This is a genomic window from Pelatocladus sp. BLCC-F211, assembly GCF_041928655.1.
Taxonomy (GTDB): Bacteria; Cyanobacteriota; Cyanobacteriia; order Cyanobacteriales; family Nostocaceae; genus Pelatocladus.
In genome coordinates this window covers 1-26,022 of sequence record NZ_JBHFLM010000096.1, presented here as the reverse complement: position 1 = coordinate 26,022, position 26,022 = coordinate 1, and the positions used below count along the sequence as shown (strand labels likewise).

The 26,022-nt window shown below is 38.1% G+C and carries 22 protein-coding genes; 4 read left to right on the top strand and 18 right to left on the bottom strand.

The window, feature by feature from the left end:
- Positions 1-621: 621 nt before the first annotated feature.
- Complete coding sequence (locus ACE1AT_RS11945; RefSeq protein ID WP_374868502.1) at positions 622-1,893, bottom strand: dihydrolipoamide acetyltransferase family protein; 1,272 nt, start codon at positions 1,891-1,893, stop codon at positions 622-624.
- A gap of 281 nt (positions 1,894-2,174) precedes the next feature.
- Between ACE1AT_RS11945 and ACE1AT_RS11940 the strand changes: the two genes are divergently transcribed.
- Positions 2,175-2,699 (top strand): hypothetical protein, encoded by a 525-nt coding sequence (locus ACE1AT_RS11940; RefSeq protein ID WP_374868500.1) that lies wholly within the window; start codon positions 2,175-2,177, stop codon positions 2,697-2,699.
- 162 nt (positions 2,700-2,861) lie between these two features.
- On the opposite strand, the gene ACE1AT_RS11935 is transcribed toward ACE1AT_RS11940, so the two are convergent.
- From ACE1AT_RS11935 to ACE1AT_RS11910, 6 genes are all read right to left on the bottom strand, one after another.
- Entirely contained in the window at positions 2,862-3,311 is a 450-nt protein-coding gene (locus ACE1AT_RS11935) for a YlqD family protein (protein WP_374868498.1), read from the bottom strand.
- A gap of 36 nt (positions 3,312-3,347) precedes the next feature.
- Positions 3,348-5,327 carry an AMP-dependent synthetase/ligase gene (locus ACE1AT_RS11930; protein WP_374868496.1) on the bottom strand — a complete coding sequence of 660 codons (1,980 nt, stop codon included), beginning with the start codon at positions 5,325-5,327 and terminating at the stop codon, positions 3,348-3,350.
- Between the two features lie 1,510 nt (positions 5,328-6,837).
- Positions 6,838-7,578 carry an amino acid ABC transporter ATP-binding protein gene (locus tag ACE1AT_RS11925; protein ID WP_374868494.1) on the bottom strand — a complete coding sequence of 247 codons (741 nt, stop codon included), beginning with the start codon at positions 7,576-7,578 and terminating at the stop codon, positions 6,838-6,840.
- Position 7,579: 1 nt separating this feature from the next.
- Positions 7,580-8,599, bottom strand: a complete 1,020-nt coding sequence (locus ACE1AT_RS11920; RefSeq protein ID WP_374868492.1) for an amino acid ABC transporter permease — start codon at positions 8,597-8,599, stop codon at positions 7,580-7,582.
- 4 nt (positions 8,600-8,603) lie between these two features.
- A complete protein-coding gene (locus tag ACE1AT_RS11915) occupies positions 8,604-9,521 on the bottom strand; it encodes an amino acid ABC transporter permease (protein WP_374868490.1) in 918 nt (305 codons plus the stop codon).
- Positions 9,522-9,634: 113 nt separating this feature from the next.
- Positions 9,635-10,684 carry an amino acid ABC transporter substrate-binding protein gene (locus ACE1AT_RS11910; protein ID WP_374868488.1) on the bottom strand — a complete coding sequence of 350 codons (1,050 nt, stop codon included), beginning with the start codon at positions 10,682-10,684 and terminating at the stop codon, positions 9,635-9,637.
- Between the two features lie 288 nt (positions 10,685-10,972).
- On the opposite strand from ACE1AT_RS11910, the gene ACE1AT_RS11905 reads away from it, so the two are divergent.
- Both ACE1AT_RS11905 and ACE1AT_RS11900 read left to right on the top strand, forming a co-directional pair.
- Entirely contained in the window at positions 10,973-11,617 is a 645-nt protein-coding gene (locus ACE1AT_RS11905; RefSeq protein ID WP_374868486.1) for a hypothetical protein, read from the top strand.
- A 402-nt stretch (positions 11,618-12,019) separates the two neighbouring features.
- Positions 12,020-12,289, top strand: coding sequence for a hypothetical protein (locus ACE1AT_RS11900; protein ID WP_374868484.1), 270 nt, complete (start codon positions 12,020-12,022; stop codon positions 12,287-12,289).
- On the opposite strand, the gene ACE1AT_RS11895 is transcribed toward ACE1AT_RS11900, so the two are convergent.
- On the bottom strand, positions 12,282-12,788 hold the full coding sequence (locus ACE1AT_RS11895) for a hypothetical protein (protein WP_374868482.1): 507 nt from the start codon (positions 12,786-12,788) through the stop codon (positions 12,282-12,284). The genes ACE1AT_RS11900 and ACE1AT_RS11895 overlap by 8 nt on opposite strands.
- A gap of 206 nt (positions 12,789-12,994) precedes the next feature.
- Between ACE1AT_RS11895 and ACE1AT_RS11890 the strand changes: the two genes are divergently transcribed.
- Positions 12,995-15,577 (top strand): CHAT domain-containing protein, encoded by a 2,583-nt coding sequence (locus ACE1AT_RS11890; protein WP_374868480.1) that lies wholly within the window; start codon positions 12,995-12,997, stop codon positions 15,575-15,577.
- Between the two features lie 278 nt (positions 15,578-15,855).
- Here ACE1AT_RS11890 and ACE1AT_RS11885 read toward each other — a convergent pair whose 3' ends face one another.
- From ACE1AT_RS11885 to ACE1AT_RS11840, 10 genes are all read right to left on the bottom strand, one after another.
- Entirely contained in the window at positions 15,856-16,593 is a 738-nt protein-coding gene (locus ACE1AT_RS11885) for a DUF928 domain-containing protein (RefSeq protein ID WP_374868479.1), read from the bottom strand.
- Positions 16,594-16,881: 288 nt separating this feature from the next.
- Positions 16,882-18,768: a CHASE2 domain-containing protein gene (locus ACE1AT_RS11880; RefSeq protein ID WP_374868478.1), complete on the bottom strand. Its 1,887-nt coding sequence runs from the start codon at positions 18,766-18,768 to the stop codon at positions 16,882-16,884.
- Positions 18,769-18,838: 70 nt separating this feature from the next.
- A complete protein-coding gene (locus ACE1AT_RS11875) occupies positions 18,839-19,516 on the bottom strand; it encodes a response regulator (RefSeq protein WP_374868476.1) in 678 nt (225 codons plus the stop codon).
- Positions 19,517-19,782: 266 nt separating this feature from the next.
- A complete protein-coding gene (locus tag ACE1AT_RS11870; RefSeq protein WP_374868474.1) occupies positions 19,783-20,445 on the bottom strand; it encodes a hypothetical protein in 663 nt (220 codons plus the stop codon).
- 280 nt (positions 20,446-20,725) lie between these two features.
- Positions 20,726-22,135, bottom strand: a complete 1,410-nt coding sequence (locus ACE1AT_RS11865; RefSeq protein WP_374868472.1) for an HlyD family secretion protein — start codon at positions 22,133-22,135, stop codon at positions 20,726-20,728.
- Between the two features lie 113 nt (positions 22,136-22,248).
- On the bottom strand, positions 22,249-24,399 hold the full coding sequence (locus ACE1AT_RS11860; RefSeq protein ID WP_374868470.1) for a peptidase domain-containing ABC transporter: 2,151 nt from the start codon (positions 24,397-24,399) through the stop codon (positions 22,249-22,251).
- A gap of 105 nt (positions 24,400-24,504) precedes the next feature.
- On the bottom strand, positions 24,505-24,813 hold the full coding sequence (locus ACE1AT_RS11855; RefSeq protein ID WP_374868468.1) for a hypothetical protein: 309 nt from the start codon (positions 24,811-24,813) through the stop codon (positions 24,505-24,507).
- A 256-nt stretch (positions 24,814-25,069) separates the two neighbouring features.
- The gene (locus ACE1AT_RS11850) at positions 25,070-25,309 is read right to left on the bottom strand and encodes a CTB family bacteriocin (RefSeq protein ID WP_374868466.1); all 240 of its coding nucleotides are present in this window, start codon (positions 25,307-25,309) and stop codon (positions 25,070-25,072) included.
- Between the two features lie 85 nt (positions 25,310-25,394).
- Complete coding sequence (locus ACE1AT_RS11845) at positions 25,395-25,646, bottom strand: CTB family bacteriocin (protein ID WP_374868464.1); 252 nt, start codon at positions 25,644-25,646, stop codon at positions 25,395-25,397.
- Positions 25,647-25,687: 41 nt separating this feature from the next.
- Positions 25,688-25,936 (bottom strand): CTB family bacteriocin, encoded by a 249-nt coding sequence (locus tag ACE1AT_RS11840; RefSeq protein ID WP_374868462.1) that lies wholly within the window; start codon positions 25,934-25,936, stop codon positions 25,688-25,690.
- Positions 25,937-26,022: the final 86 nt, after the last annotated feature.

Below are 26,022 nucleotides of genomic sequence, written 5' to 3'. Positions count from 1 at the left end.
GGGTTGAGTGCAAGCGAAACCCAACAAAGCCTTGATAATGTTGGGTTACTCTGCGAGAAGCCGCGCAGGGCGCGTCTACGTTCCTCAACCCAACCTACGCTAGTTTTAGTTTTTAGCCTTAACTGAACCGTATTGAGTTATATTGCTGTTTATTTAGGGAGAGCAGATAAACCCATAAATAATAAACTATGAACGAATGCGCCCTCTTGCACTTAGTTACGGAATTGACATCCAAATTTCCAGGTGTAAGATATAAGATAGGCTATTAATCTAGGCTTTTAATCCAAAATCCATAGACGCACGAAGTGCGGCTACCTTTGGTAGGCGCGTTAGCGACAGGCGTGCAAGTAGACAGGGAGTGTCTACTCGACAGAGTAATCTAAAATCCAAAATTGGTATTAGTCCAGTTCGGATTTCTAACCTCAGAATAAAAAAGACTTGGAGAGTCAAAACCCCAAGTCTTTATTGTGCTATTAAAACAGGATTTTCGGCGTTGCTGAATTGTGGTATGAATTCGGATGTAGAGACGCGATATATCGCGTCTCTACAAAGATTTTGGCATTACGCAGAATCATTTTCATACATGAAATCAGCAATGCCGGATTTTCAGTTTAATTGTCCTTACATAGTCAACGATTGTGGATTAGTCTCAATCAACTTCGCTAAATCCTGTAAGAACGCCGCAGCATGAGCGCCGTAGATCATACGGTGATCACTAGTCATATTTACCTGCATTTGTTGTTTCACGCCAAACATCCCATCTGCTGTAGCCACGACTTGTGGGCGAGATGCACCGATCGCTAATATTGAACCTTGTCCGGGCGGTAAAATTGCATCAAATCTATCGACGCCAAACATTCCTAAGTTTGAGAGTGTAAATGTGCCGGTGCTGTATTCTTCTGGTTGCAGCTTTTTGACTCTTGCTCTTTCTACCAAAGACTTCCAAGTGCGGGATAAAGAATAAATATCCATCTGATCAGCGTTTTGCAACACTGGTGTGATCAATCCGCCATCATCCATAGCTACGGCGACAGCTACATTGATACTAGCAGGATAGACAATACCTTGGTCTGAGTAATTGGCATTGATTAGTGGGTGTTTTTGCAGTGTCACGGCTACGGCTTTTGCCAGCAGTGCAGTCATCGTCACACCCTTTGATTTAATTTGTTTATATAACTTGTCGAGGGCGTCAGTAGTAATTGTGTAACCTACATGGATCACTGGCACTGATAAGCTAGCAACCATATTGCGTGCCACGGCACTTTGTAAGGTAGTCAAAGGCACTACTTGACCCGGAACTGCGGCAACTGCTGGTGTGGGAACCGATGTTGGTTTTGTAGTTGGTGCGGTTGCTACTGGTGCTACAACTGCTGGTGGGGTCATGGGAGCCGCCACCGCAGGTTGGGGGCTAGCTTTACCGACTATTGCTTCTACATCTTCAGCAACAATACGACCGTGGGGACCACTACCAGAGATATTATTCAAATCAACTTTGAGTTCTTTGGCCAGTTTGCGGGCGCGGGGTGAAGCTACAACTCGCCCAGAGCGATGGTTGGAGCCGTTTTGAGTCGCCAAGACAGGTGTTAAGGAAGCGGCTGGATCTGCGGTTTTTGTGGAAGCAGTAGTAGCAGTCATTTCAGGTTTTGCAGTGACGCTGCCTTGAGCTTGAGACTTGGCTGTTTCAATTTCGGCTTCAGTTTCTGCTAACAGGGCGATCGCAGCTCCTACTGGTGCAGTTTCACCAGCTTGCACAATGATGTTGGCCAGATATCCTTCATAGAAGGATTCCACATCCATATCTGCCTTATCCGACTCGACAACCACCACTGTTTCGCCTTTTTCCACTTTGTCGCCCGGAGATTTGACCCAGGAGACAATTTTTCCTTCGGTCATAGTGGAACTAAGCGCGGGCATGAATACTTCGTAAATGCTCATAATGGGGTTTGGCAAATCGATAAATTATAGACTTTAACAAAATTAATGCCAGATCGAATTGTATCTTGACGACCGACGTGAGGAACTATTCTATTACCTGCGAGTCTATTAATTTGTATTTCTTATCACGGCTGCTTACATCAGAATAATTACTCAAAAGTAAGAGGAAATAGAGTAATCCTTCAATCTAAAATGCAAAAGTGATAGATAAACTGTTTGAAAGTACTTTTTAACTTTTTATGTCGGCAAAGTTGAAGATTTTGGTAATTTTGATACTAAGTATCTTCGCCACTGCAATTGCTGGAGTGTATCTAAACAATCGCCAGCAAAATGCACTGATCACCAATAGCACTAAACCACAGCAGCATTCTGCCGCCGTAGCTGCTGCTCAGGAGATTGTGACTAATCCTGAACGAGCTGAGTATAAAACCATACCTTTAGACACGATTAAGTCTGTTCTTCAAGGTACTGATCCGGCTGCTCTGGCTCTTGATGCTTTTGATAACAGTGAAGCAGAACAAGGAAGGCGCAAGGTAGAGGTATATTACCCGCAACCGAACCAGGCGTTGGTAACAATCGTCGAAACTGATGATTCTGGTAACACAGAAGTCGGCAGTGTCAAGTACCGAGTTGAATTGACCAGCTTCGGGCGATCGCTGTTGGCTAGCTCTCCTCCTCTGTGGCAAATTGTTTGGGCTGGTTCCCAAGAGAAATGTTTCTCAAACCAGGGTCAACAAAATTTGGTCAAAGTAATTTGCCAGTAGATACGCTTAGATGACAGTAGCGATCAGCGAGGAGCAAGCAGTGAGGAGGAAGCAAGTGTGGTGTAAGGAGTTTACAGGAATCAGTTATCAGTTATCAGTTATCAGTTATCAGTTATCAGGTTTGTTTGCTTACTGTTAACTGTTAACTGATTTAGAATCGAGTTAGACGTCGCCGCGAATTTCTTCTACAACACCATCGCGTAGTACAACTTCGACCTGCATTTTGCTAATTAAGTTATCCCCTGGTTCAACACGGAAAAAGCCTTCCATTTGAAATTGATTGACTTCTTGGTCTAACTCTAAAAGCTGCACTTGCTGGAGATTTTGCAGACTTTGATTTTTTTGCTCTAGCAGTTCGCTTTTCTTTTGGTTGACCTGGTATTGAATGCTCTCAATTTGTTGGAGGGCTTGGGGACCGGGCGGTTGCAGATTTTGCTTTTGTACTTCTGCTACTGCCCGTTGCCCTTGGATGTCCAACTGTTGCAATTGCTGGTCAATTTGATTAATTTGCGCTTGCAGTTGCTGTTGCACTTCCTCTTTCCACAAGGGAGTGACAATGGCTTTAATGTTGACGACGCGCTTTAAAAGCAGTTGAGGTTTGGAGACATCCATAAAAGAGTTCACGTTTTTTGATAGTTTGCAGTGGACTTATGAGGCAAACATTCCGTTAATAATATCGTGATAATGCTGCATCACGACATGCCGCTTGATTTTCAGAGTTTGGGTCATCATGCCATTTTCGATGGAAAATGGCTCAAGAATCAGCTTGAACGGGCCGATGCGATCGTCTGGTCTGTAACCTGGACGGTTTTGCACTTCCCGATTTAGTTCTTGCCGAAATAAATCCTGGATTATTTTACTCTCCAGGTTTATTTTTTGACTGGTAGGCGAAGTAACATTTTCATCCTTTATATCTAGTTGGAGGTTTTGAGAAATTGCCCATTTTTCTAAAGCTTCCAAATTAGGAACAATTAAAGCACCCAGAGATTTACAATCTTGCCCAACCAGCATAATCTGATCGATGTAGGGCGATCGCAAACAAGCATCCTCTATCGGTAGCGGTTCGATATTTTCCCCATTCGTTAATACAATCGTATCTTTGGCTCGTCCGGTCAGAACTAAGTCATTTTCTGGTGTTAACCAACCTAAATCACCGCTATCAAACCAACCTTCTGGATCAATGGCTTTGGCTGTGGCTTCGGGATTTTGGTAATAACCTTGCATAATTTGTGGCCCCCGCAGTAATACTAAACCCCGTTCTCCCGTTGATAGCTCTTTTTTAGTCTCTGGATCGACTATTTTTGTTTCTGTACCTGGTATAGGTTGACCAGCTGCACCGCGTAAATTCCGCCAGTAACGCCGTGCATGGGTGACAGGGGAAGTTTCTGTCAAGCCATAGCCCACCAAAATCTCGACACCAAGAATTTCAAAAAAGTCATCTACATGCTTGGGAAGCGCACCACCACCGCTAATCATCTGTTTGACTCGTCCGCCAGTTGCTTCCCTGACTTTGCTATAAACTAGTTTTTCTCCCAAGCTATACAAAGGCGATAAAGCGGTAACTTGTAAACGAGCTGTTAAGCGATCGCTTATGCCAGGATTAAGATTCTGTAAATTCAATCCCGTGAAAGTCCGCCGTGCTTTAATATACTTCTCGCCTATGCCAAAAAAGAAGTTAATCAACCGTTGGCGAGAAGCTGGTTGTTCACGGAACTGTTTTTGCGCTCCTTCATAAATAGATTCTAAAAGACGCGGTACAGCTACCATATAATGAGGTTTATATTCCTTCAAATCTCGCTTGATGGAGCGGAGGTTGGTATAAACTTGAGTACAACCAACTGAAAGTAGGAAATATTCGCAACTACGCTCATAGCTGTGCCACGTGGGAAGAATACTCAAAACAGTATCTCCGGGTTGGGGTTGGACAACTGCTGGTAAAGCTAGGATTTGATGCATCAAATTACGATGAGTCAGCATTACACCCTTTGGTTTACCTGTTGTTCCAGAGGTATAAATCAGGGTAGCCAGATCATTAGGGTTGCGTTTTACTGGCTGCAAGGAATGCTTCGCAGCAATTTCTAGCAACTGGTTGAATGTATACAGCTTGGGGGTTTCGGCTTCTGGTAATGCTTCGTTGCTGAGTACAATCACAAATTGAATTGGCAAATCATGCAGGCGAGAGCGTAGTTTGTTAAGTGTTTTTACATCTTCCACTACGAGCGCTGTGCTGCCGCTATTAGTCAAAATGAAGAGTAATTCTTCTGTTTCGGCTTGGGAACTCCGCACCGCATCCACCGCACCAGCCGTCATAATTCCCTGATCAGCAATAAACCAACGGGGACTATTGTCAGCAATCAGAGAAATGCGATCGCCTCCTTGTACCCCCAACGCCTGTAATCCAACTGCAAACTGTTGAATTTGCTGGTTTAGTTGAGTATATGTGAACACTAATTCTGGTTTAGCATGAGGATCACGAAGGGCAACAATATTACCAAATCTTTGTGCCGCTAAAGGCCAAATTTCTGGTAATGACTCCACGCCATAATAATCTGGTAAATCCTTAGTCACTTGGCGTTCTTGTGCAGTGATATTGGCAAGAAAAGCATTTTCTACAAGAGTTTTTGGCATAACACTATAGATTAAGTAATCAAGAGTTTATTTTTCCAGCTTATGCTGCAATCAGCATAAGATACCCAATCTGAACAGACACTATTGATTCTGTCTGAAAAATTTTTGAGGATTTGATGTAGATATATAAAAAAATCTATAGTATAATGAATTAAGATAAACAAAAAGCAATACCAACTTTGGTTTTTAGTTGGTTGAAATAAGTCTTTTTACTAACTAAAAACAATAGACGCCTATTATCCAAACCCCATCAAAAAGGAAGAGGTGATTACCTATGGCTCGCATAGATGCTATATTGCTGACTCTAATTAGCACCATTGTCTGCCTAACATTTCCCCGGCTTTTAAGTATCATTACCGCTCCAAAAATCAAACCTATTAGACTATTGCAGAAAGCTTCTACCCCAAGAAAAACTCAACAGAAACTTACTAGCTTTCCTTTTTGTACTTCTTATGCAATCACAGGTGGTCCATCGTGTAAATTTAGTCCTCGTTTCTGTGGAAGATGTTCACCAAACTGAAGTGATTGTTAATTGTTAATTGTTAATTGTTAATTGGTGATTGGTGATTGGGGTATTAGCTAAATCTGTGCTTGATTTCTCAAAAATTATATTTATTACTCAAAACATCATCTTCAGTAAAATCTATGTTAATCATTTAATTTTATCTATAACAATCCTCTCTGACTTGTAAATATTGAAATATCAAGATCCCCGGCTTCTTTAAGAAATCGGGGATCTTGTTGTTCAGCAAATAATTTAGGAATACTATCTAGTTTAATGCCTAACTTAAAATTTAAAGTTTAATATTGCTTTTTTTTTAAATTTGTGAAATACTAAAAAATACGGACGCTTCAAATTTACACTATCTTATCGCCTTCTACAATACCTTGAGATAGAGTTAAAATCTCAATAAAAATTAAAATTAAAAATAGCTTATGTTAACCAAAAGAAATTCAAAACAATATACTCTATCAATCTGAGAAATTTAGTTTAACAATAGAGTAAACAGATACAAAATGAAAAAGGAGATTTCTATATGGGTGCAATAGATGGTTTGCTCCTGACTTTGATTAGTACTGTAATTTGCATTGCCTTCCCTAAGCTTTTGTCTATAATTTTGGCAACAAAGACTAAGCGCACCTCATCCAAGCCAGCAGATAGAAAGATGCAAGAAGCTAGTACGGCAGTAGCTATTTTTCCGTCCTAAGTACAATATTTCACAAATTCGTAGCGAATTCTATGCAAAAAAACTCTGCGAACCTCCGCGCTTCCCTCCGCGTGCCTCTGCGTTTAAAAAGCTACGATTTTAAGCAAAACTGTACTAAGCCATTAGATATGTTTCTGAATGTTCACGGTAACAGATGGATTATGGGTCAATACGCTTAGAGACCGTAAATTTACGGTCTCTACTCTAAGACCATTTTTTGTACCAAAAACCTTAACTGAATCGTATTCTAAATTAATTCCCGAACGCGAGTGCGTCTGCGTTAGGAAAATCCGCGATTCCTTTTAAAGAATCTGAGACAAAAACTTGCGGGTACGTTCCTGCTGCGGATTTTGAAAAAATTCTGCGGGTGTAGCGACTTCTACAATTACACCCCCATCCATGAGAATAACTCGGTCGGCTACTTCCCTTGCAAACCCGACTTCGTGGGTGACAACTACCATCGTCATTCCATCCGCAGCCAAAGTTTTGATCACATCCAAAACTTCACGTACCATCTCTGGATCAAGTGCAGATGTTGGTTCATCAAATAGCATAACCTTGGGTTGCATTGCTAAAGCACGGGCGATCGCTACTCGTTGTTGTTGTCCCCCCGAAAGTTGTCCTGGGTATTTCTGCGCTTGTTCTAAAATTCCGACTCGTTCTAATAATTGCATTGCTAGTTCTTCGGCTTTGATGCGCGATCGCTTCCGTACCCAAATTGGCGCTAAGGTTATATTTTGCAGTACTGTTAAATGTGGAAATAAGTTGAACTGCTGAAACACCATCCCTACTTCTCGTCGAATTGCTTCAATATTGCGTAAATCATCCGTTAAAGCAATTCCGTCTATTTCTATGCGTCCTTGTTGATAATCTTCTAGGGCGTTAAAAGTACGAATAAAAGTTGATTTACCGGAACCAGAAGGGCCCATAATCACCACAACTTCTCCCCGGTTTACCGTCAGACTAGCACCCTGTAAAACATGGAATTTGCCATACCATTTATGTACATCTTGGGCAATAATAATCGGCTGTTGTATATTCATTTTACCTTTTCCCAATCCCCAATTGCTTTTCTAATCGCTGCGAAGCTAAGGACATTGCATAACAAAATACCCAATAAAGCAAACCAATAAATAAATAAACTTCTGCATAACGATTCAGATACTGTGGTTGTGCCAAAATCGAACGGGAAATACCAGTTAATTCTAATAATCCCACAATTGATAATAAGGAAGTATCTTTAAATAAACCTATAAATTGCCCAACCAAAGCCGGAATTACTGCTCGTAAAGCTTGTGGTAAAATAATGAATAACATCATAAAAACAGTATTCAACCCCAAGGCTCTAGCTGCTTCATATTGTCCACTTGGAATTGATTGTAATCCCCCACGCACATTTTCTGCTAAATAGGCAGCACTAAAAAGAGTTAAACCTGCAATACCTCTGACGACTCGATCTAAACGGAATTCTATTGGTAAAAATAAGGGTAGCATCACCTGAGCTAAAAATAAAATGCCAATCAATGGTAATCCGCGCACAATTTCGATATAAAGAATCGAAAAATTTCTGATGACAAATAATTTACTCTGACGCCCCAATGCTAAAAGAACACCTAAAGGGAAAGAAATCACGATACTGATCACAGCAGTTACCAGAGTCAATAGTAAACCATTCCATAAATTAGTATCTACAGGCTGTAGCCCTAAACCACCACTAATTAACCACAATACTACTGGAAAAGATAGCGCCCATGCTATAGGTAAAATCGCATTCCAACGACTAGCAAAACGCTGTGTAAAAACTGCCAATGAGACTATTGAAAGACTTAAAATAATAGCCAGTACTAACCATAGTCGCCAGTAAAGTTCCGCAGGATAACGACCTACTAAAAATAACGGTAAATTAGCTTGAATGACTGACCATTGTGCTTGGTTAAGTATCCAGTTAAAGATATTTGTAATTGCATAAATTAGCAACCAAACACAAACTAGAGTCAATATACTATTGTACCAGGTATTAAAAAGATTCTTTTTGAGCCATTTCCGAATATTTTGATTTGACATTTGCTTATCTTTCCTTGAATTGCACAGTCTGATTGAGCAAATTCATCATGAATGAGATAACTAAACTTATGGTTAAATAGGTAATCATGATTAGCAACATCACTTCCACAGCTCGACCAGTTTGATTAAAAGTGGTGGAAGCTACAAAGTAAATATCAGGATAACCAATCGCGATCGCTAAACTTGAGTTCTTGGCTAAATTCAGATATTGACTTGTTAATGGTGGAATAATTAACCGCAAAGCTTGGGGAAAAATAACTAAACGCAAGACTAATCCTGATTTCAAACCCAATGCTTTTGCGGCTTCCCATTGTCCTTTTGATACTGATAAAATTCCGGCTCTAATAATTTCCGCAATAAAAGATCCGGTGTACAAAGTCAAGCCAAGAGCTAATGTTGATAATTCAGGAGAAAATTGAATCCCGAAAGGAAAGGAAACTCCCCGATTACTAATTTCAATTAATCCCAAAAGCGAAATTGTCTTTTCTGCTTGTGGCAAGCTTAAAAATACTGCAAAATACCAGAAGAACAATTGTAAAAGTAAAGGTGTGTTACGCAGAACTTCTACATAAATTAAAGCCAGTCTCCGCACTAACCAATTATCAGATAGTCGTGCAACACCGACGATGATACCAATAACTGTAGCCAGGATAACCCCAAAGATGATCACTCGCACAGAATTGATTAAACCTACTAATAAAGCCCGACGATAGGGGTCAGAAGCTTGATAAGCAATGGGAGTTTCACCAATATCAAAAGAAGCTTGAGAATTGAGAAAATCAAACCCCAATTGAATACCAAGTTGCTGCAAATTATCTGTCAGGTTTATCCATAATATGAGTGCGATCGCAACTGCAATAAAAACAGCACTGAGTTGAGCAACAATAGCCCAAAACTTACGATTAAACCAAATAGGAGTCATTTAATTTTGGATTTTAGATTACTCTGTGGAGTAGCCGCACTTCGTGCGTCTATAGATTTTGGATTTTGGATTGATTTTGTAAGGTCAATCCACAGATTTCTAGAATTTTGAAATTATCTAAATGGCGGAGCGTACATAATTCCACCTTTATTCCAAAGTCTGTTTAAACCTCTATCTAGTTTTAAATCTGAATTTTTACCTAAATTACGCTCGTAAATTTCACCATAATTTCCCACAGTTTTAATAATTCTGACGACAAAATCATTTGAAAGACCAGCGCCTTTTCCTAAATCTCCTTCTGTTCCTAAAAGCCGTTTGATTTCTGGATTACTACTATTAGTTAATTGATTAACATTTTGCGAACTCACACCTAATTCTTCTGCATTTATCAAACCATACACAGTCCATTTAACAACATCGAACCATTTAGAATCTCCATTAGCGACTGCGGGTGTTAAAGGCTCTTTAGAAAGTACTACATCCAACACCACATGGTCATCAGGTTTTGAGAAGGCGCTACGCCGAGAAACTAGCTGCGAACGGTCGGAAGTGATAGCTTCACAGCGACCTTGTTCATAAGTGCTATAAGTAGTATTTACATCTTCAAAAACCAGTGGTTTGTAAGTAATTCCTCTCTGTCGCATTTGGTCGCTGAGGTTCTGTTCATTGGTAGTTCCAGTTTGAGTACAGATGGATTTACCCTTGAGATCCTCCAGCTTTTTAATGTTGCTATTTTTACGTACCATGATGCCTTGACCATCATAAAACACTACTGGTGCAAACTCTAAACCTACAGAGGTGTCACGGCTGATAGTCCAACTGGTGTTACGGCTAAGAATATCTACTTCGCCAGTTTGCACAGCAGTAAAGCGTTCTTTGGCGTTTAAGTTGCGAAATTCAACTTTTTTCGGGTCATTAAAAATAGCAGCTGCGATCGCTCGACAAATATCTACATCTAATCCTGCATATTCGCCATTGGCTTTGACATAGCTAAATCCTGGTAATTGTCCACTAACACCACAAATCAGCTTGCCACGATTTTTGATTGTATCTAAGCGGCTAGTACTACCTCTTGATCTGCTAGTACAAGCACTCATTGACAAAATCAAGGGAAGAGTAGCCAATAGCAATAGACTCCATTTATACCATTTACGCATTAACATTGATTTGTAATCTCCTCATTTTCTTCAATTGAGTGCTTGAATAGGACTTGAATTAATTTAATAGTCTGACGTATTTTGCTCAACAAAAACAAAAGCACTTGATTTTGATCGCTACCGATGGAAATATTCTCTATAGATGAGAAAAACTCAATTATCTATCGATTTACCGTTTTTTATAAAAATAGTAGTATATAGTAGTATATTGATAGATGAGGTAACAGGGGGTTTGTTAGTTACCCAGAATAGGGCATTCTCGCTTCTTTCGTATGATTTCGTTTATTACTTCTTATGATTTACACTACCCCTCTAGAAGCATCGACAGCAGATCAATGGTTTATCGATAGTCCAGAATTGCTACAATTCGTTGCGATCGCTCGTGAAATCAGCTTGCACACAGCAGAACACGCAGATATACTCCGCACCTTGGAACCTTATTTTTCAGAATTGCTAAAAACAGAGGGTTGGCTACCAAGCAATTTTGCTCAACCCAATCTTGACAGTAATATAGGTGGTGGCATCGGTCAATGGTTACTGTATCGCTCTCAAGACCGTTCTTTGACTATTTTTAGTTTAGTTATTCCCCCCGGATCTTCTACACCGATTTACGATCATCAAAGTTGGGGGTTGGTTGGTTTGTATAAAGGCAAACAAGAGAAAACGGTTTACCGACGTGTAGATCAAGGGAATATCCCCGGACATGCTCAATTAGAAGTAGTAGCAGTACAGCAACTCAAAGCAGGTAGCATCTATCAGCTTTTGCCTCCTGACAATGACATTCATACAGTAAAAACTACCACACAATTTGCACCGTCTATCTCAATTCATGTCCTCAGCAATGATATGGGCTGTAGCTGGCGACATCAATACAACCCAGAAGCGGAAAGTGTGCGATCGTTTCGTTCTGGATATGCCAATATTTCCTGTAAGTCTTAGAGAGTTTGTAGTAAGCACGCGCATTGCTTACTACAAACCTATCAGATTTAAGCAACATGGGGTAGCTTGAAGTTTGGATGAGGAGGATCGCTTGGTAAATTTGGTAAGCGATCGCTCTCAATACAGAGCAGTTAAAAACTTGATTTTGCGTAGGTTGGGTTTTGTTTGTCAACCCAGCCTACAATTATCGTTAACACCAAGCGTGTTGCATTTAAATCTTGATTGATATTATCTAATGCCTATTTAAACCTCGTCCATCTTGAAAAGAGGAGTTTTTCAAAAAGGACATTATGTAGGTTGGGTGGAACGGAGTGTAACCCAACCTACAAAACTACAGTTCTCAAAGTAGACGTGGTTTATAATTCGATTGGTCAACAATAAAAAGCAGATATTAACCACGCCTTGACCTCAGATTTTGTTCGTAGCAAAATCAAATACTTTGATTTGAGTGTGGATGGTGAAACTGTAAGTTTACGACCAGAAAAAATCCAGCTTTCTTTACCTGGCGATCGCACAATTCAAATAGATGGAATTGTGCAGATAAACGAACCAGCTAATAGTATCAAATTAGGCTTTAATTTGCTTGATATTAAGAGGTTAGGGATATCGCTACACCACCGAAGGAGGATAAGGGACACGGGGGACATGGGAGAAACTAGGAATTTTACTTAGCGACTTCAGCTTTCTCGACAGAGTTATTATCTACACCCAAAGTTAGCTGGAGAGGAGTATTTGATGGGTATGCTTTAACTACTTGCCGATAAACTTCGTAGTTTGTGGGTAAAGTTTTTTGTTGAGAATCTACTGTATACGTGAGCTTATACTCTACAGCTTTTAAGATTTCGGGTGTACTTGCTTGTTCTTGAGGTTTTTTTCGTTGTTCTACTTCTGACACTGAAGGTCGTGGTGGTAAAGTAGGCCACCATAAACCCTTGTCATCAGGGCCGATCACTGCTCCAGGAGGCTTAATCCCATTACGATTTAGCAAAGAAGCTGTGGCAAAGGTTTCAAAGCGTGGTGATGGTTCATTAGCGAGATCGTATGCATATTTAACTTGCCACGTGTAAGTAGTTAACGCTGTGGCTTCATACTGGTTAGTAGTGACAGTGCTGCAACTAATAAGTGTGAGTGCTGTTGCTCCAATCATCATCGAAAGCAAAAATCTCTTCATCAATTTCTCCAGAGCGATCGCAAACTGCTAAATAAATACAAATAATTTACATTTGATAGTAGTTTATTTACATAATATTTATAAATCAGCGATTTTTCTTTGGAAACAGACGTTAGATTTAAAAAATAGTCTTTTTGGAGCAATAAGTAAATTAATTGGCACGTTAGCTCAAATAACTTGTTAAGATTTACGACTAAAATTGCCTTATGTTAAGCAGACATCGGGTATCAAATATCCGACGCTTATTGCAGTTTTTATTTATATGCATTTTTGCCTGTGGCTTGTGCATAAAATATTTTCCGTCATGGGTAAGAATATTTAGCGAAGCAATCCCGGTACAAACAATAGTTAAAAATGAATACAATCAGGACTTTCTCGCTCCAGCTAGTGATTTTAGTCAGCTACTAGAACAAGCTTGGAAAAGATATGAAGCCAGAAATGTGCAAGGTGCGATCGCACATCGACAAATAGCTGCAAATACAACCATTGTCGAGAATTTGGTAAGGGTATATCACGAAATAGGTGAGTCGAAAAAAGCGATCGCCTACTATCGTCAAATTAACGACTGGTCAAAGGTTGGACTAATTATCATCGAACAAGCGCAAGCATATAATAGCTTGGGTAAACCTAATAAGGCGAGGATGCTTTCTGAAATTGCCTTACAAATTGCTCATAGTTACAATGATGATGGTTTAGAGTCTGCTGCTTTACGTGTTAGAGGTGAAGCTCATCGAATTGCAGGTAACTATTACAAAGCGATTAGCGATTTAAATTTTAGCATTAAACTTGCTCAGGATAGTCATAATGTAGCATATCAAACTGCTGCTTTAAATCAATTGGGAATTACTTATATAAATTTGGCTCAAAAAAATTATAAATATGCCAAAACAGCTTTGAATACAGATGATAATAATGAAGCTCAAGATTTTCAAAAGCAAGCACAGCAATTTGATTTAAAAGCTTTAGCGGCTTTCCAGGATAGTTCAAACATTTCTCGAACATACAAAGATAAGATTAACGAGATTAACTTATTAATCGATTCGATTCCACCTGCCAATCGGCTTGGCAAATCACAATTAGTAACGGCAAAATTACAACTAGTTTTATGGTTGTTAGAACGTTTACCAATTTCCGATGCTAAAGCTTATGCAGCTATTAATTTGTCTGAAGTATTGCAATATTTACCATCTGAACAAAATTTGGATTTTGCCAAATGTCCAGCTAATTACCGAGAATCACAAGCGATTGATTTACTCAATCAAGCTATATCAATTGCTCAAAATTTGCCAAACTATCGTGCTTTATCTTTTGCTTTTGGTCATCTCGGTCATATCTATGAGTGTAAGCACGACTATGAGCAAGCACTAAAATTGACGCAACAAGCACAACAAGCTGCACAAATAAAACCGAATGCTCAAGATAGTTTGTATTTATGGTATTGGCAAACAGGAAGAATTTTAAAATCACAAAATCGACCAAGGGAAGCGATCGCAGCTTATGAACAAGCTGTGTCTACTCTCGAAAATATCTACACTCAGATAGTTGTTACTCATCCAGACTTACAGCTAGACCCTTATGATACTTTGGAATGGATTTATCACGAGTTGATCGCACTGAAGTTAACTCTAGAAGATGATGAGGGTGAATCAAGTCATCTTTATTCTGTAATCACTAGCCTTGATGCTCTGAAACTAGCAGAAATCCGAAATTATTTCCGCAAAGATGATGTTGCAATCACACTTCATCAAGCCAAAGCCGATTTACTAAGTGTTAAGACAATTACGGCTGTATTTTGGTCAATAGTATTAGAAGACCGTACCGCGATTGTAGTTTATCTTCCTAATGGTGAAACCAAATTAGAATGGATTAAACTTGATCGTCAAAGCTTCAAAGATGAAATCAACAAATTTCGCCTTGGGCTAGAGAGACGTAGTGACATCCTTTATCATCGCAGCCAGGCACAAAAGCTATATGATTTGATTATTCGTCCTTTTGCTGTTGATTTAGAGTCACTACAAGTTAAAACACTAGTTTTTATTCCAGACAATTTTCTCCGTAGTGTACCAATGGCAGCACTAAATGACGGTAATAATTTTCTAATTCAAAAATATGCGATTGCATCTACCCTTAGTTTAAGTTTGACAGATCCATTCAAACTCAAATCTGAAAAATTCAGAGCATTAGCTGTGGGGTTGACTCAAGATGCAAAGGTGGATGGCCGCATATATAAAGCTTTGAGTAATATCAAGCAAGAAATCAAACAGGTTTTGATGTTGATACCAGGTAGCAAACAGTTATTAGATCAGAATTTTACACACGATCGCTTGCAAGCAGAACTCCACCGCAGTGTTTATCCAATAGTTCATATTGCTACTCATGCTGAATTTGGTATTGCTCCCGAAGATACATTTCTGATCATCGGTAACAACGAAAAGCTTACCATTAGAGACTTGTATCGTATCATTCAAGATGTCTCACAAGGTATAAGTACAGTTGATTTATTGTTATTAACTGCTTGTGAAACTGCCCGTGGGAATGATAATACTAACTTGGGTCTAGCTAGTATGGCAGTCTCCGCAGGTGTGAGAAGTACTTTTGCTTCTCTGTGGTCAATCGATGATGCAGCTACAGAGATTTTAGTCACAAAATTTTATCAATACTGGTATCAATACGGTTTCAGTAAAGCAGAAGCTTTGCAGAAAGCCCAGCAAGACCTGATTGCTTTAGGGAAAAAATATGCTCATCCTTATTATTGGGCGCCTTTTATTCTTCTAGGCAATTGGTTGTAGTGAAAAAAACGCTATCAGTAGCTGAATAAAATTAAATTCATTCGTAGAGATAGAGCAATACGGTTTGGTTAAGAATTTTTCGTCATAATTTGGTCATGTAGAGACGTTGCAGTACAACGTCTCTACGGGGTTTAAATGTCAATAGATTTGTCTTATCCGAACCGTATTGAGAGATAGGGAACAGGGAATAGAGAACAGGGAAACAACCAAAATCCAAATAAGGCACTCGCCTGTGAGTACAGAAGCCCACAGTTCAGGCGAAGCCAACTGTGGGTAGTTCACTCATGTTTTTCTAAAGCAATTAGATATACATCTTTAATTTGTGGTGACTTTTCTAAGTTAGCTAGGTCTTTTAATAAATTGACTGCCAGTTTTCCCAACTGGCCATTACTACTGTTAGCTAAAGCTTCACCCAAGGCATCGTACCACATCCCGGCTTCAGCATAGAGGCTAGCTCTTTGGGTGCGATCGCGTTTTCGATGGAGTGCATCTTGCAAACTGGCTGGTATGGGTACAATAGCAATGTCTGCTGTCGCAAGTAAATTGCGTGAAGGATGGTTAAAATCACATAAAATTTCTACCTGCCATATATAATTTTTACCTAAGACTAAACCAGGCAAATTTTCTGGGACAGATAGTTTCATAATCCCTGGTGAACTTTGTAATCGAGATTTATAAGTTAGTTTCGGTTGCTCGTTACTGCTTAACTCATAAATAGAAAATTCTAGCGGGATTTGTTGGTGATGAGGTACAAACCAAGCGAAAGTAGGATGGGTTGAAGTGGTTTGTCCAATGTGTGTAACAGGAGCAAGCAGGGTTATAGAATCAGCATCACTAGCTTTGCATGTTCCCCTAGTTCCCGATGATTCTGTATAACCACTTGGTGGTTTTTGATCTGGGGGGGGTTTATATGCAGCTAAAGTTACCTGGTTAAATGAGAAGGGAATGGTCAAAGCACAAATTGTTAAAATCTTAAGATTAAAAACTTTGTGCAAGAGCCACTGTATGTGAGTCATTATTTTTCCCTCTTGGCATTGCACTAAAAAAAAATATACTAATTGGTAGATCGTAGCTGGTTAGTAATTGGTAATTGCTAATGATTAATTGCCATTAACCATAGAAGATTAGCAATTGGTTATACCTCATTACCTATTACCAGTACTTACGAGAGATGTATTTTGTTAACCACGCTACAGAATCCCCTTTAATTGTATTACTAATAAATGACTAAATTCATTTCAGATTTGAGCCATTTATATTGCAGAAAAATACATAAAAAATGTTTTTATTAAGAATAAAAACATCTACCAAAAACCTAATTTTGGTACAGGCCAAGATAATTCACAAAGAGTACCGCGAGGAGAAAGAGGTGATCGCGTAAATTTTCCTTTGAGCTGTCTAGCTAAATCTCTAAACTGTTGTGTTCCCCGACCTTCTTTAGAAGAAATGCTACCTAAGCCATCATCGACAATTTTCAAAGTGTACCACCCTTCGTTTTGGGTACAACTTACGTCTAAGCGAGTTACACCTGTGGCGTGCTTACCAACATTACACAAAGCTTCTTCTAAAAATCTACAGAGTCCACGTTTTTGGTCAATACTTAAGTGATAATCATCAATAGGATCAAATGTTACTATTTTTATCCTAAGTGTATTAAAGCAGGAAAATTCTCGCTGTAATGTATGGTCATAAACTTGATAGAGAACTGTATGAATAGGGTCTTGTAAATTTAACAATAAACCTTTTCCTAAATAAAGACTTCTATCTTGAGTTAGAGGTTCTCTTTGTAAAAATTCATATATTCCCCGTAATTCATAGTTTAATTTTTCTAAATCTTTTTCAAGTATTGGTAGTAATTCTTCTGGCGATAAATCATGTTCGCGAATTCTTTTCAATGCTTTAGCTAGGGTTTGCAATGGGCCGTTATGAATTGTTTCAAAAGTACGTTCTATTAGGGCTTGACGGGCTTCGATTCGAGAACGCAATGCTTGATCATATTGATATAAAGCCGTCATTGTAAAACCATTCAAATTTAAAACGAGAATTGCTGGTATTAGTGGAACCCACAAACCCCAAAGCAACAAAAGTAAATAACTAACAACTGTTAAAATGGTGCTAGCAATCACAACAGCGACAAGATTTCGCCATGGGGACTTGGTAAGTCTAGCAAAAGCAATTCCTAAAATCCCCCAGCTTATGATCCATGCATATTCCCAGCAGTCTGTCCAAGTATGCAAAAGTGGTCTAGAATCTAGCACAGCACTAATGATTGCAGAACTTGTATGTGCTTGAAGTTCCACTCCATAAATGCGTCCCTCAGCAGGTTCTATGGATGTGACAGCAGAAGTAGTGATGAAGTCTTTGACACTAGGAGCAGTTACACCAATAATTGCAATGCGATCGCGTATCCACCGCGGCTGATATCTTCCGTTTTTAATATCATTCAGAGATAAAATTCTAAATCTTTTTGAACCACTGCGAAAATTGAGTAGTATCTGTACTCCACCAGCATCAGTTCTGACATATCCCCCAGAATTAGGCAAAAACCGGGGTAGTTCAATATTTCCGAACCTCATAGCTTCAGGATCACGAATACCATTCTCTAGACTATAACCTTCCTTAGCTAAGTAAGTTTTTGCTAAACAAACAGACAAAGAAAACTTGTATTCTTGATCTGTTGGTGTTCCTAATAAACTACGTCGTAATTTACCATCAGCATCAATAATTTGGTCTGCAAAACAAACTTGTTCTGACGGTAATGTTGGCGGAGGAGCAATTTTTTCTGGTAATACTTTTTCAATAGCAAATAAATTTTTAATATCCTTAAATGCACTAACGAGTTCAGCATGTCCAGGTTCAACAGGTAAATCTTTGACTATATCAAGACCAATGACTCTAGGCGCAAGAGAATTTAGTTTTCTTAGTAGTGCTGCTATTTCTTTATCTGTTATGGGATATGTTCCAACACTATGGATATCTTCTTCATTAATTCCGACAATCACAATACGTTCGTCAATCGGTTCAGCAGGACGTATACGTAGAAAATTATCAAAGGCTAACCACTCTAGAGACTGCATATAACCACTAAAACGAGTAATTATTACCAGTGCTATGACTGTCATTCCTGGTAATAGGCCTACACGCCAAATAATTATTTGCTCTTTAATGATTCTCCACAGTTCAGCCTGCATTTATTTATTTTTTCTTGTTTATTGTTTATTGTTTATTGTTGATCCCCAATCCCCGTTACCCATTCCCCAATTAATCAATTAGTCCTTCTTCTCTGGCTCGCATTTCTGTTTGAATTCGCATATTTTTTCCATCTTCAGGATAAACATCTAAAGCATCTTGCAGCTTGCTCCAATAATGACGTACCATGCGTTCGCCAACACACATTCGCTCTGCGATCGCTTTATCTGTTAATCCTTCTTCAAATGCGAGAGTTAGCACTCTTAACCATTCTGGTTTTACTTCTAATCCGTAATGAACACCTTTAATATCTTTTGTATGAGTTAATCCCTGTAATGCCCAATCTACTCTAGTTAACATTTCTTGGCTAGAAAGACTTTTATCTGCGACTGTAAAACCTCCTTTATGAATATCAATATCAGGTCTGATTCGGACTAATGTTCTTACATGAGCGCTTTGGACTACGATATTTAAATTTATATGGTTTTTCATTAAGTTTCTGAGTAATTTTACACCTGTATCTGGTCGCGCCATTTTTCCTGGACTCTCTGGTAAAGAAAGATCCATAACTACTAGATCAGGTTGCAGATTCGCTACTTGAGAAAGTGCTTCTTGAGCTGTGACAGCTGTCAAAAACTCAGCATCTACATATTTTTTTCGTAACACTTCTATAGTTCCACCCAATACTGATTCATGGTCATCGATTACTAAAATTTTTAGTAATGCTTGTTTTGTTAACGCTTGTTTCATAATTCACACCTCAACAATTGAGAAAATAACTATTAAGGCTAACCGGGAAGTTAAAAATAAGTAGAGATGGGATGTTTATCACATCTCTACGAAGAGTTAAAAGATTTATACTGATCAAACTTTGTGTATATTTTGACCTTAATTTTATATACGTATTATTTTTAGCCTACGGAAGAAAAGAATTTATATCATATATTAAAGATGGTAAATTTTAATTCATTTAAATATGCCTAATACTAGTATAAACGAAATCAAGTAATATTTATTTACCAATATAAGTAGCAAACCACACTGAGGTTATTACTAGAACAAAAACATTTGCCTGATGTTAAAAATCCAAAAGTTTTACAAATAAATTCTCGCTCTGGTAAATTTTTGTAAAATACGACAGTAGAAATATCAGGATAGGTAATTTGTAATATTAGCTTACCGACATTAGCCTGTTGTTGTAGACATATATAAATAGAAATTTGTGTCAAAACATCAGGTAAACTAATTCTAAGCAACTCTTCTATAGTTTTTAAAATAATTAGGCTACGATCTACTGATTCATGTCGCCAGGAATTAGGCATATCAAGATGAAAATATATATGAGAATGAGAGCGAAACCATGGTTCTAATAGATACTGAATTGCTAAAGGCAAATTATCTTGAACATATACTGGAAACAAGCGATCGCTCAATTGCGCTAGAGATTGATGAAAATGATCAATTTTTTTTAAAAGTTCTTGAATTTGATTTGCTGATAAATCTAAATTACCTTCTGGTAATAGTTCTAGACTGCGGCGAATAGTAAAAGATTCCTGTAATAGACCATCGCGAATTTTCTCTGCTTCTAAAAACATTTTTAGTGATTGTCTACAAGACCACCACTGCAACGCTTGTTGAGTTGTATAATAATTTTTCACTAAAATAATTAGTGTCGTCATGTAGAAAATCAAAATTAAAATTTGTACAGCAAATTGGTAATTCACAGCACATAGGGTTATTAGAGTTTTACTAACTACATCTAGGAATATTAAATAGCATATGCTATTTTTTACATAAATAAATTGCTTAAATTAGACAATATTTTTGTCCAAAAGCGCTGTATCTATTACCTAAAACTGCATTTCATAGATAATTTAATATTGAATTAATACAAAAGTTATTGCTCAATAGTAATTAAGCAATAACGAGAGATCCTTGTCATTCACGAGAGGATGAAACTTATAAATCAGTGATTAACCTAGTCTTTCTCAATAAGAATTGGAGAGCCGTTTCTTGTTTAGAAATAATATCAGCAGAAGCATTCATTCCAACTTGTAGATTACAGGTATGTTCCTGATTTCCAAAACTGTAACTTTCAGGTTGAATCATTGCTTCAAAAGATCCAGCAGCAGGACTTGTACTAGTTGCTGCGGGAGCATCTGAATTATTTGCAGGTGCGATGGTATCTGGAGAAATAGCAGTCACAACACCTTGGAGAGTACCATAATCAGGATATGGACAAGCATCAACTCGCATCTGCACTTTTTGACCGATTTCCACCTTTTTAATTTCAGCCGCAGGAATTATGGCTTTCACGATTAAAGGTGCGTGATGTGGGACAATCTCTGCAACAGGTTCTGAGGGACGTACCACCTGACCAGGATTGCGTAAATTCAGCTTGAGAATCACGCCATCGCTAGTAGCGCGAATGACACTACTTTGCATTTGAATTATATTTTTTTGTAGTTCCTGTTGATATTGTTTAGTTTGATTTAAAAGTTCAATTTGTCGTTGAATTAAACTGTTTTTTTCTCGGATGAAACCAGCAATACTAGATTGACCTTTCGCCTTTTCTTGCGCGATTCGTTCCTGAGCAATTTCCACAGTTGCTTCACTAGGATTAAGAGCAGCTTTCGCTGTTTGAAGAGTTGCTTTAGCTATATCTATGGCTCTTTTTTCAGCTTCTACTTCTAATTGTGCTTGCTCAACAGCTAATTTTCTCTGCTCATAATCACGTTTTCCAATTGCTCCATACTGTGCTAATTCTTTATAGCGCTCTCGATCCTGGTTGGCAAATTTCAAATCAGCATTGGCTTTTTTTAAACTCGCCTGAGCTTTTTGTAGATTTGCTTCTGCTGATAGTAATTCGCTTTGAGTTTTAACTTGCTCATTTCGATAATCTCGTTTATTATGCTCTAAATCTGCTTTAGCAGAAATAATTGTTCTAGCGATAACTTCTTTTTCAGCATCAATTTGAATATCTAAAGCTTGAATTTGAGCTTGGATTTGAGCTAATTGTAATTTACCTTCTTCAATACTGTTTTGTAACTGACTATTTTTGATATTTAGTTCCATATCATCAAGTTTCGCGATGATATCTCCTTGTTTAACTATTTGATTTTCCTTAACAAAAATACCTTTAACTGTTCCTTCTATTTCTGGTTGTACGATCCGCACATCTCCTGTAGGACGTACAGTTGCAGAAGTCTTGACACTGACATTGTATTTAATGTATGAAGCCAGAGCGATCGCTGTACCAAAATTGACAACCAAAAATACCCCAGCCAAAGTTGTCCAACGACTAATCGGTGGTAGAAACTCATCGATATTAACCGAAGGAAGAAATTTTTGATTATGAGTATAGAGCATAATTTTTGATACTTATCTTACTTAGTGTTTAGTTGTAGATAGTTATTAAAAAAATTTATTAGTTAGTGATTAACCACCAACCACTAACCACTAACTACTAACCAATAACCAATTCAAGGAGTTAAAAAATCTAAATGTTCTCCTGGGAGAGAACTTAATTCTTCTACAGAACCTTGTAGTTTTAACCTACCTTGTTCTAAAAACACAATCCAATCAGCACGACTAATAACTCGCGGACGATGGCTAATCAAAATTGTTGTTTTTCCTCGACGATGCTGAAATAATTGCTCTAAAACTTGTGCTTCACTGACAGGATCTAGTCCAGCAGTAGACTCATCCAAAATTAAGATTGGTGGATCATTAACAATAGCACGTGCTATTGCTAATCTTTGCCGTTGACCACCAGAAATATTTGCGCCAAATTCTCCTAAAACAGTTTGATATGTCTCAGGAAGTTTGCTGATAAATTCATCCGCTTCTGCTATTTGACAACATCTAACAATCTGCTCAAATGTAACATGAGGTGATCCTAAACGGAAATTTTCAACAATAGAACGACTCCAAAAATGGGCATCTTGAGGAACTAAAACTATCTGATGACGTAGACAATCAAGAGCAAGGTCATTTAAATTATATAATCCAATACGAATATTTCCAGATTGTAATGGGTATAAACCTGCAATTAATTTAGCAAGAGTACTTTTACCACATCCAGATTTACCAATAAAAGCAATTACTTTACCACCTGGAATTGTTAACGAAAAATCTTCTAATAAATCCATCCGACCAGCATAATGAAAGTTGACATTAGTACAAATAATGTCAGCATCTTCAGGTATCTTGGCAAACTGCTTTTTCGCATCTTTATCATCTTCTGGAGTTGCATCGATAACTTCCGTTAGACGTTGAACAGCAGTTTTTGCGCGAGTATATTCATCTACAAAACCAATGACACTACCAATTAAACCCAGGAAATTAGCATTCATAGCATTAAAAGCTAATAATTGCCCAATACTAAGATGTTCCTGTGGTTGAATCACTAAATTACCACCAAACCACAATAAAACCACACCGCCAATAGCAGCGACAAAACCTGAGAATGTACTATTGATAATTGCAATTTGAATGGTATTTAAAGTCAGGGTTGTCAGACGACTAAATCGGCTTTGAAATTCATCCCAAAATTGTGGTGATGCAGTAGTAGTTTTGAGGGTGAGCGCGCCTTTAAAAGTTTCTACTAAAACGCCTTGATTTTCTGCTTCTTGAACTAATAGCTCACGAGTTTTATTTCGTAAAGTCGGCTGAAATATAACAGTCGAAATACTCATCGCTAGAGCGATTACTACAGCCACCGTCGTCAGCTTCCAGCTATAAAATAGCATGAAACCAAAAGAAATAATAGCAATAAAAAATTGGCTAGGTAAACCAACAATAACTTGAGCTACTAATTGATTAATCTGATCTATATCTCGTAAACGACTAATAATTTCTCCACTTCTACGAGCTTCATAGTAAGAAAGAGGTAAGCGCAAAATTTGTCGCCCAAATTCTAACACTAAACCTAATTGCAAACGCTGGGCAAAATGAGCAATTAAATTAGACTGGACAAATGAAAGACTAGTAGAAACAAAATGCATCACAACCACAGCAATAGCAACAGTCGTGAGCAATTTTGTATCTCCTCTCACCAACACATCATCAGTCAAAATTTGGAGCAAAAATGGTGAGGCTAAAGATAGCAGTCCCAAAATTAAGTTTAAAGGTAACGCTTGCGCCAGTATGCCGCGAAAAGCCCAAACACGTCTTAAAAAACGCCAAAAACCACTAATTTTATCGTCTTCTTGGGAAAAAAAGCGAGTTTGATCTGGCTGCAATAACAACATCAGCCAATCTGTCCAATTATCTGCGACATCCTTTTTAGACACATAACGGATGCCTACTGCTGGATCAGCAATTACACATTTTTGACCTTGCTTGCCATACAAAACAACCCAATGATTTCCCTGCCAGTGAATAATTGCTGGTAGAGGCGCTTCTTTCATTCGGTTTAAAAGTTCTGGCGAAGTTTTCACTGGACGAGCATTAAAGCCAAGTGCTTCTGCGCCCCGCTTTAATCCTAATAAAGTAGTTCCAAACTGTCCAGTACCTACAGCTTCACGGATGTGATTGAGAGTAAAATTACGTCCATAATGCTTAGAAATGGTAGCTAGACAAGCAGCTCCACAATCTTCTTCACTATGCTGTTTAACAAACTTGTATTTCATCTGAAATCCACCCAAAAGATTGAGAACCTAAAGGTTTAATCAATCTGCTTGCTTGTTACTTGTTACTATTAATAAAGTGAGTTAAGAATGGCGATCAACAACTAATTAAGCGAACAGATAAAAAATCAATCTTCGTAAGACTTCCAAGCCACTTAAACCATACTTACGTCCACTTTTACCAAAACTAAAGCCAAAGGTAAGCTCTGATAATGAATAGCCAGTTTGTTGCTTAGATGTAATGTTGTGTACACCATCTGAAAAATTATTTTCATAATTTGCAAAAGTCACAATGTTTGTCCTTTTGACAAAAAAATCAAATAGTGAAGATGAACGCCCTCCTGTTGCAATTTCCTGCTCCTGTTCAGACAAATCTACAAAAAGTTCGGACTTGGTTAGTTCTCTATCTGTAGACACCTTTTCACCTCTTTGCTATGTCTGCATAGACAGTTGAAAAAAGTATAAGTATCACGCAAATTTTTGGTTTTCATCAATAGTCAGCTATCATCTCAAGTTCGCATGAACACTTATAATTCCTATTTAACCTCACGCCCTCTTCTTAGCAAGGAGAGAGGTGAGGTTGGATATAAGCAGAATTGAAAGGATGATTAATTCTGACTCAATATCACCGTTTTTAATTAGTTGAACCAATTAATTGTCTGATTCAACTACATTAATATGCTATGTATGGATCATAAGAATCGAGATAGAAATCCTTGTAAGCACTGGTGTCTATCTCTAGAGAAGCAAATTGTTGGTTCACATAACTACCATTCGGGCCAGAACCAATTGCAAAGTTAAAAGCAGTTAAATTCTGATAGTAGTTAGTGTTCATGTAGTCGTAAATACTCTTACCACCAGCGACCAATTGCTGTTGCTCTTCGCACACTTCAGTAAACAATTCATTAGACATTATTAAAGACTCCTTACTCAGGTTTATATAGTTGTGTTGAAAGTTGAGTAGCCAAGCCAAATGAGGTACTCAACTTTTCAATTACTTAGTATGGATAATAGTAGTAGGGATTGAGTTGGAAACTCTTGTTAGCGCTGGTATTAATTTCTTGTTCAGCAAATTCTTGAGTTACCACACTACCTTTAGGGCCAGATGCTGCACTGAAAGCAAAAGCAGTTGTATCTGCATTAAAGTAAGTGCTGAGATAATCATTAATACTTTTACCACCAGCAACTAGCTGCTGTTGTTCTTCTGCTACTTCATTAAACAAATCAGATGCAAAAACTTCGTGAGACATGATTAAAACTCCCTTTTTTTGATTTTGAAAATTTGAATTACTTACCATTTATAGTAGTAGGGATTGAGTTGGAAACTCTTGTTAGCACTGGTATTGATCTCTTGTTCAGCAAATTCTTGAGTTACCACACTACCACCAGGACCAGATGCTGCTGCAAAAGCAAAAGCAGTTGTATCTGCATTAAAGTAAGTACTGAGATAATCATTAATGCTCTTACCACCAGCAACTAGCTGCTGTTGTTCTTCTGCTACTTCACTAAACAAATTAGATGTAAAATTTTCGTCAGACATGATTAAAACTCCCTTATTTTGATTTGGAAAATTTAAATTACTTACCATGGATAGTAGTAGGGATTGAGTTCAAAAGTTTTGTAAGC

What these genes read in the sequence shown, in the direction of transcription:
- ACE1AT_RS11945 (WP_374868502.1), bottom strand. Translation starts at nt 1,893, where the DNA reads ATGACCGAAGGAAAAATTGTCTCCTGGGTCAAATCTCCGGGCGACAAA.
- ACE1AT_RS11940 (WP_374868500.1), top strand. Translation starts at nt 2,175, where the DNA reads ATGTCGGCAAAGTTGAAGATTTTGGTAATTTTGATACTAAGTATCTTC.
- ACE1AT_RS11935 (WP_374868498.1), bottom strand. Translation starts at nt 3,311, where the DNA reads ATGGATGTCTCCAAACCTCAACTGCTTTTAAAGCGCGTCGTCAACATT.
- ACE1AT_RS11930 (WP_374868496.1), bottom strand. Translation starts at nt 5,327, where the DNA reads ATGCCAAAAACTCTTGTAGAAAATGCTTTTCTTGCCAATATCACTGCA.
- ACE1AT_RS11925 (WP_374868494.1), bottom strand. Translation starts at nt 7,578, where the DNA reads ATGAATATACAACAGCCGATTATTATTGCCCAAGATGTACATAAATGG.
- ACE1AT_RS11920 (WP_374868492.1), bottom strand. Translation starts at nt 8,599, where the DNA reads ATGTCAAATCAAAATATTCGGAAATGGCTCAAAAAGAATCTTTTTAAT.
- ACE1AT_RS11915 (WP_374868490.1), bottom strand. Translation starts at nt 9,521, where the DNA reads ATGACTCCTATTTGGTTTAATCGTAAGTTTTGGGCTATTGTTGCTCAA.
- ACE1AT_RS11910 (WP_374868488.1), bottom strand. Translation starts at nt 10,684, where the DNA reads ATGTTAATGCGTAAATGGTATAAATGGAGTCTATTGCTATTGGCTACT.
- ACE1AT_RS11905 (WP_374868486.1), top strand. Translation starts at nt 10,973, where the DNA reads ATGATTTACACTACCCCTCTAGAAGCATCGACAGCAGATCAATGGTTT.
- ACE1AT_RS11895 (WP_374868482.1), bottom strand. Translation starts at nt 12,788, where the DNA reads ATGAAGAGATTTTTGCTTTCGATGATGATTGGAGCAACAGCACTCACA.
- ACE1AT_RS11890 (WP_374868480.1), top strand. Translation starts at nt 12,995, where the DNA reads ATGTTAAGCAGACATCGGGTATCAAATATCCGACGCTTATTGCAGTTT.
- ACE1AT_RS11885 (WP_374868479.1), bottom strand. Translation starts at nt 16,593, where the DNA reads ATGACTCACATACAGTGGCTCTTGCACAAAGTTTTTAATCTTAAGATT.
- ACE1AT_RS11880 (WP_374868478.1), bottom strand. Translation starts at nt 18,768, where the DNA reads ATGCAGGCTGAACTGTGGAGAATCATTAAAGAGCAAATAATTATTTGG.
- ACE1AT_RS11875 (WP_374868476.1), bottom strand. Translation starts at nt 19,516, where the DNA reads ATGAAACAAGCGTTAACAAAACAAGCATTACTAAAAATTTTAGTAATC.
- ACE1AT_RS11870 (WP_374868474.1), bottom strand. Translation starts at nt 20,445, where the DNA reads ATGACGACACTAATTATTTTAGTGAAAAATTATTATACAACTCAACAA.
- ACE1AT_RS11865 (WP_374868472.1), bottom strand. Translation starts at nt 22,135, where the DNA reads ATGCTCTATACTCATAATCAAAAATTTCTTCCTTCGGTTAATATCGAT.
- ACE1AT_RS11860 (WP_374868470.1), bottom strand. Translation starts at nt 24,399, where the DNA reads ATGAAATACAAGTTTGTTAAACAGCATAGTGAAGAAGATTGTGGAGCT.
- ACE1AT_RS11850 (WP_374868466.1), bottom strand. Translation starts at nt 25,309, where the DNA reads ATGTCTAATGAATTGTTTACTGAAGTGTGCGAAGAGCAACAGCAATTG.
- ACE1AT_RS11845 (WP_374868464.1), bottom strand. Translation starts at nt 25,646, where the DNA reads ATGTCTCACGAAGTTTTTGCATCTGATTTGTTTAATGAAGTAGCAGAA.
- ACE1AT_RS11840 (WP_374868462.1), bottom strand. Translation starts at nt 25,936, where the DNA reads ATGTCTGACGAAAATTTTACATCTAATTTGTTTAGTGAAGTAGCAGAA.